This is a genomic window from Spirosoma endbachense (genome assembly GCF_010233585.1).
Lineage (GTDB): Bacteria > Bacteroidota > Bacteroidia > Cytophagales > Spirosomataceae > Spirosoma > Spirosoma endbachense.
This window is the reverse complement of record NZ_CP045997.1, coordinates 2,844,248-2,856,195: the sequence shown is the minus strand read 5'-3', so window position 1 is coordinate 2,856,195 and position 11,948 is coordinate 2,844,248. Positions and strand designations below refer to the sequence as shown.

General features: G+C 50.2%; 12 protein-coding genes. 9 read left to right on the top strand and 3 right to left on the bottom strand.

What is annotated here, in order from left to right:
* Positions 1–149 precede the first annotated feature (149 nt).
* Together GJR95_RS11325 and GJR95_RS11320 are read left to right on the top strand one after the other, a co-directional pair.
* Positions 150–2,684 carry a heavy metal translocating P-type ATPase gene (locus tag GJR95_RS11325; protein WP_162385965.1) on the top strand — a complete coding sequence of 845 codons (2,535 nt, stop codon included), beginning with the start codon at positions 150–152 and terminating at the stop codon, positions 2,682–2,684.
* A 36-nt stretch (positions 2,685–2,720) separates the two neighbouring features.
* Positions 2,721–3,908: an MFS transporter gene (locus GJR95_RS11320; protein ID WP_162385964.1), complete on the top strand. Its 1,188-nt coding sequence runs from the start codon at positions 2,721–2,723 to the stop codon at positions 3,906–3,908.
* Positions 3,909–3,935: 27 nt separating this feature from the next.
* Here GJR95_RS11320 and GJR95_RS11315 read toward each other — a convergent pair whose 3' ends face one another.
* Together GJR95_RS11315 and GJR95_RS11310 are read right to left on the bottom strand one after the other, a co-directional pair.
* On the bottom strand, positions 3,936–4,685 hold the full coding sequence (locus GJR95_RS11315; protein ID WP_162385963.1) for an acyl-CoA desaturase: 750 nt from the start codon (positions 4,683–4,685) through the stop codon (positions 3,936–3,938).
* Positions 4,686–4,727: 42 nt separating this feature from the next.
* Positions 4,728–5,153 (bottom strand): hypothetical protein, encoded by a 426-nt coding sequence (locus tag GJR95_RS11310; protein WP_162385962.1) that lies wholly within the window; start codon positions 5,151–5,153, stop codon positions 4,728–4,730.
* Positions 5,154–5,352: 199 nt separating this feature from the next.
* Between GJR95_RS11310 and ccoS the strand changes: the two genes are divergently transcribed.
* The 7 genes from ccoS (at position 5,353) to GJR95_RS11275 (ending at position 11,518) form a co-directional block, all read left to right on the top strand.
* On the top strand, positions 5,353–5,520 hold the full coding sequence (gene ccoS / locus GJR95_RS11305) for a cbb3-type cytochrome oxidase assembly protein CcoS (protein WP_162385961.1): 168 nt from the start codon (positions 5,353–5,355) through the stop codon (positions 5,518–5,520).
* 15 nt (positions 5,521–5,535) lie between these two features.
* Positions 5,536–7,734, top strand: a complete 2,199-nt coding sequence (ccoN, locus tag GJR95_RS11300) for a cytochrome-c oxidase, cbb3-type subunit I (protein ID WP_162385960.1) — start codon at positions 5,536–5,538, stop codon at positions 7,732–7,734.
* Positions 7,735–7,821: 87 nt separating this feature from the next.
* A complete protein-coding gene (locus GJR95_RS11295; RefSeq protein WP_167204991.1) occupies positions 7,822–7,992 on the top strand; it encodes a hypothetical protein in 171 nt (56 codons plus the stop codon).
* Between the two features lie 15 nt (positions 7,993–8,007).
* Positions 8,008–8,847 (top strand): cbb3-type cytochrome c oxidase N-terminal domain-containing protein, encoded by an 840-nt coding sequence (locus GJR95_RS11290; protein WP_162385959.1) that lies wholly within the window; start codon positions 8,008–8,010, stop codon positions 8,845–8,847.
* Between the two features lie 8 nt (positions 8,848–8,855).
* The gene (gene ccoG / locus GJR95_RS11285; protein WP_162385958.1) at positions 8,856–10,304 is read left to right on the top strand and encodes a cytochrome c oxidase accessory protein CcoG; all 1,449 of its coding nucleotides are present in this window, start codon (positions 8,856–8,858) and stop codon (positions 10,302–10,304) included.
* Between the two features lie 57 nt (positions 10,305–10,361).
* Positions 10,362–10,787: a FixH family protein gene (locus GJR95_RS11280; RefSeq protein WP_162385957.1), complete on the top strand. Its 426-nt coding sequence runs from the start codon at positions 10,362–10,364 to the stop codon at positions 10,785–10,787.
* Between the two features lie 8 nt (positions 10,788–10,795).
* On the top strand, positions 10,796–11,518 hold the full coding sequence (locus GJR95_RS11275) for a sulfite exporter TauE/SafE family protein (protein WP_162385956.1): 723 nt from the start codon (positions 10,796–10,798) through the stop codon (positions 11,516–11,518).
* Positions 11,519–11,558: 40 nt separating this feature from the next.
* Here GJR95_RS11275 and GJR95_RS11270 read toward each other — a convergent pair whose 3' ends face one another.
* On the bottom strand, positions 11,559–11,885 hold the full coding sequence (locus GJR95_RS11270) for a thioredoxin domain-containing protein (protein ID WP_162385955.1): 327 nt from the start codon (positions 11,883–11,885) through the stop codon (positions 11,559–11,561).
* Between the last annotated feature and the right edge of the window lie 63 nt (positions 11,886–11,948).

The window sequence follows — 11,948 nt, the reverse complement described above, 5'->3', positions numbered from 1 at the left end:
TTTCAGGGAGCCGTTTTGTCGGCCCCTGTGCTCCCTGCAAAACTGGATAGGTTATGGGTGTCAATCCCTGAGTCGTATCAGGTCAACGGCTGATGCTGGTCAGGGTTTGGCTAGCCACACCATGCCAACTTGCTTCAAAATTCAGAGGTATGAGCACAGCAACGATTCCATCGACCAGTTGCTATCATTGTGGTAACGATTGTGCAGGAAATAACATACTAGTCGAAGACAAGCGCTTCTGTTGTGAAGGCTGCAAAACGGTGTATACTATTCTGAGCCAGCATCAGCTTTGCCAGTATTATACGATAGAATCTGGCGAAGATGGCCTTCGGCGAGGTAATATGATCAAAGCCAGTAATCAATCTCAATCAGAACAATCGCGACTTGTCTTTCTGGACCATCCGGATATCATAGCACAACTGCTGGAGTTCTCAAATGAGGCCATTGCCAAAGTTACATTTTACATTCCGACCATTCATTGCAGCTCATGCCTGTGGCTGCTTGAGCACCTCTATCGAATACATCCCGGCATTCAGCAGTCACGGGTGGATTTCCTGAAAAAACAGGTTCACTTTACCTACCAGCCCGATAAGCTAACGCTGCGCCAGCTTGTTGAACTGCTCAGCTCCATTGGGTACGAACCGCTGATCAGCCTCAATGATGTCGTTAAAGAGCAGCAACAGCCATCGGACCGGCCGCTATTATACCGACTGGCCGTTGCCGGATTTTGCGCGGGTAATATCATGCTGTTCAGTTTTCCTGAATACCTTGGCCTGAACGATCCATCGTTCAGGCAGTTGTTTGGTATTCTTAATATCCTGCTCGCTCTGCCGGTCGTAATCTACTCCGCGTCGGGCTATTTCGAATCCGTCTGGAAAAGCCTGAAGAAAGACATTATTAATATCGACTTTCCTATTTTACTGGGTATTCTGGTAGCTTTTTTTCGGGGCACCTACGAGGTTCTGTTTTTGGCGGGTGCGGGCTACTTCGATTCGCTGACAGGTTTGATCTTTTTCCTGTTATGTGGGAAGTGGTTTCAACAACGAACCCACGATTTTCTATCGTTCGAGCGCGATTATAAATCCTATTTTCCGCTTGCCGTGACACTACTTGGGCGAAGAGCGGAGCAGGGGATGGAGGGGCCAATTGATAAGGTTGCCCAGCAGTCACCAGATACCTCGTTTCTTACCGTAAACCCTATTTCTTCTGTTCCTGAGCAGATCGTACTCGTATCCCAGCTTCGCAAGGGCGACCGCATTCGCATACGTAATCACGAACTGATTCCAGCCGATGGTCTTCTTTACAAAGGCAAGGCCATGATCGATTATAGTTTCGTAACCGGCGAATCGGAACCAGAAGCGAAGACACCAGGCGCGTTAGTATACGCAGGCGGCAAGCAACTGGGTGAAGCCATCGAGCTGGAGGTTGTTCGCGATGTATCGCAAAGCTACTTAACCCAATTGTGGAATAACGATGCCTTCCGAAAAGGGAATTCATCCCGGATGCTCACTTTTGCTGACATCGTCGGAAAGTATTTTACCCTGATGGTCATTATGGTTGCCACGTTGGTCGGTCTGTACTGGTATCATGAAGATCCGTCGCGCGCCATCAATGCGTTTACGGCCGTACTTATCATCGCTTGCCCGTGTGCGCTTTCGTTATCGTATCCATTTGCCCTCGGCAGCGGGCTTCGTAAGCTGAGCCAACAGAAATTATACCTGAAAAACGCAGGCGTAATTGAGCAAATGGCTGCCTGCGACACGATCGTTTTTGATAAAACCGGTACACTGACCAATACGGGGCAACACGATGTTCAGGAGTCGTTTTTGCAACCATTAACGGCCTACGAACGAGCACTTATTGCCTCGTTGGTTCGTCAGTCGGCCCACCCGCTCAGTCGCAAACTGACGGCTTATCTGGCAGATAGTCAGTCATTTTCTATTGACGGATTTGCCGAATTTTCAGGACATGGTGTTCAGGGGCTCGTCGATGGCTGGTTTGTAAAGGCCGGATCGCGCTCCTTCGTCAATCTGGATTATAACGCATCGACTGATACGGATGATCCCGCTGGAGCAACGGTCCATATTTCTATTGCGCAGATATACCGGGGGTGTTTTCATTTTTCTTCTCACTATCGGGCAGGAATTGATACGATGCTACAGAATTTGCGCGGGCCATACCGGCTTTATCTGCTATCGGGCGATACTAAAGCCGCTCAGACGCAGTTAAAACATTGGTTTCCCAAAGCCGGGCAGATGCATTTCAATTGCCGTCCACAGGAGAAGTTAGCGTTTATTCAACATCTACAGGTCCGGGGACGGCGGGTATTGATGGTAGGCGATGGGTTGAACGATGCCGGAGCACTGAAACAGGCCGATGTTGGCATGGCCGTTACCGACGACACGATTCAGTTCACACCTGCCAGCGATGCCATTCTGGAAGCATCTTCGTTGAATCAACTGCCTGATATGCTGCGCTACACCCGTTTCGGAATGCGTCTGATCCGGTTCAGCTTTGGCATTTCACTCCTGTATAACTTCGTCGGTTTATCCTACGCGCTGACGGGCAGCTTATCGCCCGTGGTAGCCGCCATTCTCATGCCCATCAGTTCGGCTACCATGCTGGCGATTGCTACGTTGGGTATGCGGGGATATAGTCGATGGAAACCTACCAGAATGCCCTGATAGACGTCTGATCGACTTGAATGGCTATCTTTGGGAATGCTCACCTCTTCCCGTATCAATGCTCAATTACTGGTCGTAGTATTCGCTCAATTTGCCGGCACTTCACTCTGGTTTGCCGGTAATGCCATTCTCCCTGAACTTCAACCCCTGCTAAAGACGGCGGGACTTACCAGCTGGATTACGTCGTCTGTCCAGATTGGATTTATCGCTGGCACACTGATCTACGCGGTCTTAGCCATACCCGATCGTTTTCGCTCAACCCAGGTCTTCCTCATCTCCGTAACGCTGGCGGCTGCGGTCAATTTGATCTGGCTTGTTCTCCCGCTAAAAGCGGAAACGGTTTTAGCCAGCCGATTCATGACGGGCTTCTTTCTGGCGGGTGTTTATCCAGTGGGCATGAAAATTGCTGCCGATCGATTCAGACCCGTTCTGGGGCGGGCGATGGGTTTTCTGGTCGGTGCGCTGGTATTGGGAACAGCCTTCCCGCACCTGATCCGGGGTTTAGGGAGTAGCTTACCGTATCGTACACTAATTGTATCGGTCAGTTTGCTGGCTATTAGCGGTGGCGTTTTGCTCGCGGTCGTTGTCCCCGCAAAATCCGTACAGGCCAGCGGCAATTTCTTCCGCTTCCAGGCATTGCTTTCGCTATGGAAGCCCTCGGCCTTTCGCCCGGCTATGCTGGGTTATTTTGGCCATATGTGGGAACTGTATACGCTTTGGGCTTTTCTGCCAACCCTGATTGGCTACTACAGACAGCAACATCCCGACGCAGCCATAACGACTTCGTTATGGGCGTTCGGGGCTATTGCTGCGGGAGCCGTGGGTTGTGTGGGTGGTGGCTATCTTGCCTTACGGATCGGTAGCGCACGAGTTGCCCGGTATTTACTGCTGACGTCGGGGCTTTGTATTGCCCTGACGCCGTTTCTGGTGGCTGCACCGTACTATCTGTTCGGGCTGTTTCTGCTTGTGTGGGGGGCGGCAGCCGCTGGTGACTCTCCGCAATTTTCAACGCTGGTTGCCAGTCATGCTGCGGTCGACAATCGGGGGAGTATTCTAACGCTCGTTACCTGCTTTGGTTTTCTATTGACGGTGGTATCCATCCAGCTGATGGCCTGGCTGGTCACTTATCTTGGTATATCGGGTGGGCTGTTTTATGTGCTGCTTCCCGGACCGGCATTAGGTCTTTGGGCGATGCGCCAAATGTCGCGGCCTGATCGTTTATAGCTCTGATATGTGAGCGGTACGGATAGCTCACATATAGGCTTCGTCGCGTCCTGTGCGCAACTTGATGATCTTAAGCCCATTCAGCACCTTTAGCAGCGGATAGGCCGGATCGAACTCGTGCCAGCGGAATCCGCCGAAATTGGCCCGCCCACCATATTTGTGGTGATTGTTGTGATACGATTCGCCCATCATCAGAAAGTCAAACGGTAAGAGATTCTTCGCGGTGTCATCCAGCTTGAAGTTGGTATAACCGTAGCGGTGAGCATACCAGTTAATAATGGCTCCATGAACTGGCCCCATCAGAAACTGCACGGGTAACAAAAGAAATAACCACGGCGATGTTGCAAACTGGATATAGATCAAGGTGTAAGCTGTTCCCCAGGCCAACCGAACCGGCCACCGATCGCCGAAGTGTTCCATCCACGGCCAGTTTGGTACTCCTTTCTTGAACTTTGCCGGAATCGTATCCCGATTATTCAGGATGTCATTGTAATAGATGCGGGTCTTCCACATCATATCGAACAGATTTTTAGAAAACTCCGGCGAATGCGGGTCCTGGTCCGTATCGGCGTGAGCATGGTGTAGGCGGTGCATGATTCCGTAAGCGCGTGGACTCAGAAAGGATGATCCCTGCCCGATGAATGTCAGGACGTAAAAGACTTTTTCCCAGGCTTTGCTCATGGTGAACATCTGATGGGCCGCGTAGCGATGAAGAAAGAGGGTTTGCATTGACACTGATAAATACCAGTGCGCCAGAAAGAAAGCGAGAATGATCATTAGACAAAAAGCAGGAGAACAGGGCGTTTAAGCGCCACCGAATTAAAATAGATTCAGGGTTACCATAACCGACAAAAACTGATAGCATCCAGCCTTGATCCGGCCGAGCTCATCCATCAGGGAGCGCAACTGTGAATCGACGGCGAGGGTAGCGTATAGACCAATCCGTGGTTCGCGGCAGGCCAGGCGTTCCGAAGGATTACAAGCCACACCTTCACAGATCATATCGAGCTTTAAGCGTTGAAATCGACTTTTCAGGTGGTTCAGATCACCGTAGTAATCAACCGCACGCTGGCGCAGGCTCTTGTACTGTTGATAATCCAGCAAATCGGACAGAATTGCCAGGAGCTGGTCTATTTCCTGTTCGTTCTGAGCAATCGTCATTGCCCAGGTCTGATGCTGGCTCCGGCAGGTCTGGATGTGTAAGGGGTCATCATCCTGAGGGAGCGTAATACGTGTGTCGGTCATAGCCTGAAACGGAGTAGAGAATAACTCCTGACGGTAAAAGTAGCCGCTTCAAAAAAGACCGTTACTGATGGTTGTCAGGTTTTCGATTGAGTTTTATTAGCTCTTTATTATCCTGAATTCTATCAGCCATTTCCCTGATAAATCTCATATACGGCCGGTCAGATCCTCCGCACATTTGCCTCATCAAACGCTTTGGGGTATGCACATTATCTTTTTTATGATTGGCATTAGCCTGCTGATGGCCCTGGGATTTCTCGGCGCTTTTCTGTGGTCGATACGAACGGGTCAGCAAGACGATTTATATACGCCCTCCATGCGCATACTACTTGATGACAATGAACCAACCGCTACGGATACGACCGTTTAACCGCCTGTTACCGCTATGAATGTTTCGCAGAAACCGCCCACAATCATCTCGTCCGACCGGTCCCTTCTGGGGCAGGGAACTGCTCCTGCCGTGGAGTACTTCAACTACGATAACCGTACGGTTCGCAATTTTGCTATCGCTACGATTATCTGGGGAATCGTAGGTATGCTGGTGGGTGTACTGATTGCCAGCCAGTTATTTGCACCATCGGCCAACCTCGGCAACCAGTACACTACCTTCGGCCGGATTCGACCCCTGCATACGAACGCGGTCATTTTCGCCTTCGTCGGCAACGCCATTTTTATGGGCGTTTATTACTCGCTGCAGCGACTTTGCAAAGCCCGGATGTTCAGCGATTTGCTGAGTAAAATCCACTTCTGGGGCTGGCAAGCCATTATTGTGGCAGCTGCGATAACGCTGCCTCTGGGGTTGACTACCTCACACGAATACGCAGAACTTGAATGGCCAATCGACATTGCCATTACGCTGATCTGGGTTGTGTTCGGCATAAATATGTTCGGTACGATTATCAAACGTCGGGAGCGGCATCTTTACGTAGCTATCTGGTTTTACATTGCCACATTCGTAACCGTGGCCGTTCTGCATATTGTCAATTCGTATGAGATGCCGGTCAGTTTATTCAAAAGTTATTACGTCTATGCCGGAGTGCAGGATGCGCTCGTGCAGTGGTGGTACGGTCATAATGCGGTGGCATTCTTCCTGACAACGCCCTTTCTGGGTCTGATGTATTACTTTTTGCCCAAGATGGCCAACCGGCCTATTTACTCCTACAAATTATCAATTCTGCACTTCTGGGCGTTGATCTTTATCTACATCTGGGCGGGTCCACACCATTTACTATATACGTCTTTGCCCGACTGGGCGCAATCGCTGGGTGTTGTGTTCTCCATCATGCTCATTGCTCCGTCGTGGGGTGGTATGATCAACGGGCTGCTGACACTGCGCGGAGCCTGGGACAAGGTACGCGAAGATACCATCCTGAAATTCATGGTTGTGGCCGTTACCGCCTATGGTATGGCCACGTTTGAAGGGCCGATGCTTGCGCTCAAGAATGTAAATGCCATTGCCCACTTCACCGACTGGGTCGTTGCCCACGTGCACGTAGGTGCCTTAGGCTGGAATGGGTTTATGACGTTCGCTGTTCTGTACTGGCTCATTCCGCGCGTATATCGTACTCCGCTGTACTCCAGAAAACTGATGGGCGTTCACTTCTGGATCGGTACCCTGGGCATCTTGTTTTACGCCGTTCCCATGTACATATCCGGCTTCACGCAGGGGATGATGTGGAAAGAGTTTACACCCGAAGGTGTCCTGAAGTATCCCAATTTTCTGGAAACGACCCTACAGTTGATACCCATGCACAAGATGCGGGCAGTGGGTGGTACGTTCTATCTGTTAGGGGCAATACTGATGGCGTTTAACCTGTTTAAGACGATGGCCGCCGGAAAACTGGTTGCTAACGAACCCGCCGAAGCACCCGCTCTGGTGAAAGCCTATGTGCCAACCGGAAGCGATACCTACTGGCATCGCTGGTTTGAGCGGAAGCCTATTCCGTTGCTGATTGGTTCGCTGATCGTCATTCTGATTGGTTCGCTGGTCGAATTGGTACCAACATTTATGGTGAGTTCCAACGTGCCGACCATTGCGTCTGTGCAGCCCTATACCGCCCTCGAAGTACAGGGCCGCGACCTCTATATCAAGGAAGGCTGCGTCAATTGCCATAGCCAGATGGTCAGGCCGTTCCGCAGCGAAACAGAGCGCTATGGTGAGTACTCCAAAGCGGGTGAGTTTGTGTATGATCACCCGTTTTTGTGGGGAAGCAAGCGCATCGGGCCTGATCTTCACCGCATTGGTGGTAAATACCCCAACTCCTGGCATTATCACCACATGCGTGATCCGACGTCGATGTCGCCGGGGTCCATTATGCCATCATATCCGTGGCTGCTAGCGAATAAACTGGACATCTCGAATACGTCGGATAAACTAAAGGCCCTCCAAAAAGTAGGTGTTCCCTACGATGATGTAACCATTACCTACGCGAACGAAGACCTCCAGAAACAGGCTCAACAGCTAAGTAGTCAGTTGGCTAACGATGGTATCAACGTAAAATCCGACCGCGAGATCGTGGCCCTGATCGCTTACCTCCAGAGACTCGGAACGGATATCAGGAAAATGGAACCGTCAGGCAAATAAGTGAACAATGGATAATAAGGAATGATTGACAACGGCTCAGCAAAAGACGGCTGGCTGTCAGTATACGTTCCTTTCAATCAGGAAATTATGTTCAAGCAATTCATCTCCAGAATTCCCGGCGCTGACGTCTACATGGTCGGCTCATTCGTTACCTTCTTAAGTTTTTTTGTGCTGGTCGGCCTGTATTTGTTACTGGTCGATAAAGCCCACATCCGGCAAATGGGTCGGATGCCGCTCGATGATTCCTCCACCGATTAACACCACTCTCCACCGATGAACCTATTTATTTTAATCGATAGCGGTCTTCTTTCCCTAAAACCGGCTCAATCAATCTGGGCCATCTCGTCGGGTCAGGATTTAGTGATGCTCATCCTGGGCGTGATCGTGCTGGTTGGTATGGTATTAATTGGGCTGGTCGCATTCTATCTGTTGCTCATTCTCAAAAAAGCCCTAGAACCCGAATCTGTTAAGAAACCTGTCGATACCCGTTCGTTATGGCAACGCCTATCGGGCCTGCATGCACTGAGCCAGGAAAAAGAGCTGGTGATGGAGCATGCCTACGATGGCATTGCCGAACTCGACAATCCAACGCCACCCTGGTTTATGTGGCTGTTTTACAGCACAATTGTCTTTTCGGTGATCTACCTGTTCGTCTTTCATGTCATCGGATCGGGCGACATCATGGCGCAGGAGTACACGCAGGAAATGGCTATTGCCGACCAGCAACGGGAGGAATACATCAAGAAAGTGGCAGGTTCCATTAATGAAAATACTGTAACCCTGCTAAAAGATGCGAAGGGCGTTGAATCAGGAAAAGTGCTTTATACCCAATACTGCGTGGCCTGTCACGGAGCCAATGCCGAGGGTAAAGTCGGCCCGAACCTGACCGATGCGTACTGGCTGCATGGCGGTGACGTTAAGGCTGTTTTTCACACCATTACCGAGGGCGTACCCGAAAAGGGAATGATTTCCTGGAAAAAACAGCTTAATCCGCTTCAGGTACAACAGGTTGCCAGCTATATTCTGTCGCTGCAAGGGTCAAATCCGGCTGGCGCGAAAGAGCCGCAGGGTGAGAAAATAGCAGGTGCTGTACCGGTGGCACTACGTAATTGATCAACCGAATGAACACTAGCGTAGTACCTTCTTCATCCAATTTTCGCAATGAACTGCCAACGACCGATTCGGCAGGTGGTCGGCGGTGGTTATACCCTCGTAGTGTTACGGGTCGGTTTACCCGTTGGCGCACAGTGGTAGCACTGGTACTGCTGGTTGCGTTGTTTGCCGGGCCCTTCGTATGGGTGGATGGGCATCCACTGTTTCTATTCAACGTGCTTGAACGCCGGTTTATCTTTTTTGGTGTATCATTCTGGCCGCAGGATTTTTATCTGCTTGCTTTTGGGCTGGTTACTTTTATCGTATTTGTTACCCTCTTCACCGTTGTGTATGGACGGGTATGGTGCGGCTGGGCTTGTCCACAGACGATTTTTATGGAAATGGTTTTTCGTAAAATCGAAGTCTGGATCGAGGGCGACTATAACGCCCGCAAACGGCTCGATACCAGCCCCTGGACAGGCGAAAAAGTAGCTAAAAAAAGCCTGAAGCATGGTGTCTTTTTGCTGATTTCATTCGCTATCAGTAACACATTCCTGGCGTATCTCATTGGCCGTGACCAGTGGCTGACGCTTATTACTGATAACCCGAATGCACACATAGGCGGCCTTGCATCGATATGGCTATTCACGGGTGTTTTCTACCTTGTTTTTGCCCAGCTCCGTGAAATTGTCTGTACCACGATCTGCCCTTATGGACGATTACAGGGTGTTTTGCTGGATAAAAATTCGTTGATTGTTGCCTATGATTTCATTCGGGGTGAGCCGCGTGGAAAGAAGGTGCGGGGTGAGGAGCGGGGAGTCAGGAGCACAGCTATACAAAATACGTTTTACCCACTGCCAATCGCCAAAGGCGACTGCATCGACTGTAAACTGTGCGTACAGGTTTGCCCTGCCGGTATCGATATTCGCAACGGTACACAATTGGAGTGCATCAATTGTACCCTGTGTGTTGATGCCTGCAACGAGGTAATGCACAAGATCAATCGGCCACTCGGGCTGATCCGGATGGATTCGCAACAGGGTATTGAACAGGGTAAACCGTTTCGGTTCACAAGCCGGATAATGGCCTATAGCGGGGTACTTATCGTTTTACTGGGTATTCTGGGGTTTCTGCTCGTCAGTCGCCCATCGCTGGATGTGACAATACTTCGGGCACCGGGGCAACTGTTTCAGCGCGAAACCGGCAAACAAGTGTCGAACCTCTATCTGGTGGAGATTATGAACAAAACGTACCGGCCAATTCCCGTGCGTTTCCGACTCAGTCGGTCTGACGCTAAGCTGATTTTTGTTCAGCCTCTTTCCACCGTTCCGGCAGGCGAACTAACAAAGGGAATGTTCTTTATTAACCTGCCCGAAAAAAGTATCCGCCAAAACAGCACGCCACTTCAGGTTGACGTTTTAGTCGGCAATCAGGTCGTAAAACAACTGGAAACGACCTTTTTAGGGCCCGTCCATTGAGTGAATGGGTGGTATTTTTCACCCTTTCGCTCATTCATCCTTTCACACATTAACACTATGAACTGGGGGAAAGCAATCATACTCACCTTTGTCCTGTTTGCCGGATTCATTGGCACGATGATTTACCAGATGTGCCGTCAGCACATCGATCTGGTACGGGATGATTATTATCAGACCGAAATTGCTTACCAGCAACAGATAAATCGAATTGTTCATGCCAGTCAGCACGAACCTGTTGCTATGGACTATCAGGCCGACAAACAACAGCTGATCTTTGTGCTGCCTACAACGCTCCGCAAGGGTGAAATTCATTTTTATCGTCCATCTGACAACCGGATGGATTTTAGCGTGCATCTTCCCGCCAGTCACGCTGGTCGGCAGGTTATTTCAACGGCCAGGCTGGCGCGGGGTTATTGGCGCGTGCAATTTACCTGGTCTGACGGGCATCGCGACTATTACACCGAACAGAAACTGTCTTTATAACCACCCCCATGAATCTACAACCGATCTGGTGGACAGTAGCCCTGGCGACGGGTGTAGTCGGCAGCCTGCACTGCGTTGGTATGTGCGGGCCATTGGCTATGGCTTTACCCGTTGGGCGACTGGCTCGTTCACAGCGTGGGTTGGCCATAGGTCTGTATCATAGCGGACGCGTAACGGCCTATGCCGGACTGGGTCTGCTGATGGGTTCTATCGGCGAGGGGTTATGGCTCGCAGGATTACAGCGCCCCGTTTCTATTGTGGCTGGCCTGTTTCTGTTGTTTTGGACATTGGTTAACCGGGGTCTATTTCCGGGGCTTACTATGAGCCGTGCGACACATTGGATCGTTCAGCCAATGACCCGTTTTCTGCACCAACCTACGCTGCGGGCTTTTATGTGGCTGGGATTTTTAAATGGCTTGCTCCCCTGCGGATTTGTATATGTAGCTCTGACAGGAGCCATTACAACAAGCAATGCGGTTACTGGAGTGGCTTATATGGTATTGTTTGGACTAGGAACAATTCCGGCGCTTGTTACGGTACGTTTCCTTCCTGATTTGTTCCCGGCAAGGCTACGCAGTCGGTTTACAGTATTTATGCCCGTTGTGACTGTACTACTGGGCCTGTTGCTCCTGATTCGCGGGGTGTACAATCCGGTTAGAAATGTTAAGGAAGGCGGTGAGATACCGCTCTGTCATGGACGAACGGCCCAGTTGACACCAAAAGTCCATTAAGTTGATTCTCCAGAATAAGCAATGACAAAGAAAGGCATGTTTAATTATGGAGTAACCGTTGAGAAACGGCTGAGAATGAATTTTCATCCGACGCGCCTTCATACCGCCATAACTCAACGCCTTGCTGCACCAGAACAAATGCAGGTAAGTGGGTTATTGCGAAGCTCCGCACTACTTCCGGATGCATAGGTTCGTCGATCCTTAAGACACGAACCGACTCGCCGACCTGTTGTTGTAGTGACTGAACAAATTTTATTAACGACGCTGGCTGGCCAATAGCCTCGCGCCTGGATACCGATGGTAGAAACACCAGCAATACCGTCGTTTTAGCAGGGATCAGAATTGGATCAGGCATGTTAAGTTTCATAATAAATGGATACAGTCAGTACTTGAAAACCGGAACAGTAGAATTGGATGTAAAATTGAAATT

Coding starts and splice junctions, on each gene's coding strand:
- GJR95_RS11325 (WP_162385965.1), top strand. CDS start 150: ATGAGCACAGCAACGATTCCATCGACCAGTTGCTATCATTGTGGTAAC.
- GJR95_RS11320 (WP_162385964.1), top strand. CDS start 2,721: ATGCTCACCTCTTCCCGTATCAATGCTCAATTACTGGTCGTAGTATTC.
- GJR95_RS11315 (WP_162385963.1), bottom strand. CDS start 4,685: ATGATCATTCTCGCTTTCTTTCTGGCGCACTGGTATTTATCAGTGTCA.
- GJR95_RS11310 (WP_162385962.1), bottom strand. CDS start 5,153: ATGACCGACACACGTATTACGCTCCCTCAGGATGATGACCCCTTACAC.
- ccoS (WP_162385961.1), top strand. CDS start 5,353: ATGCACATTATCTTTTTTATGATTGGCATTAGCCTGCTGATGGCCCTG.
- ccoN (WP_162385960.1), top strand. CDS start 5,536: ATGAATGTTTCGCAGAAACCGCCCACAATCATCTCGTCCGACCGGTCC.
- GJR95_RS11295 (WP_167204991.1), top strand. CDS start 7,822: ATGTTCAAGCAATTCATCTCCAGAATTCCCGGCGCTGACGTCTACATG.
- GJR95_RS11290 (WP_162385959.1), top strand. CDS start 8,008: ATGAACCTATTTATTTTAATCGATAGCGGTCTTCTTTCCCTAAAACCG.
- ccoG (WP_162385958.1), top strand. CDS start 8,856: ATGAACACTAGCGTAGTACCTTCTTCATCCAATTTTCGCAATGAACTG.
- GJR95_RS11280 (WP_162385957.1), top strand. CDS start 10,362: ATGAACTGGGGGAAAGCAATCATACTCACCTTTGTCCTGTTTGCCGGA.
- GJR95_RS11275 (WP_162385956.1), top strand. CDS start 10,796: ATGAATCTACAACCGATCTGGTGGACAGTAGCCCTGGCGACGGGTGTA.
- GJR95_RS11270 (WP_162385955.1), bottom strand. CDS start 11,885: ATGAAACTTAACATGCCTGATCCAATTCTGATCCCTGCTAAAACGACG.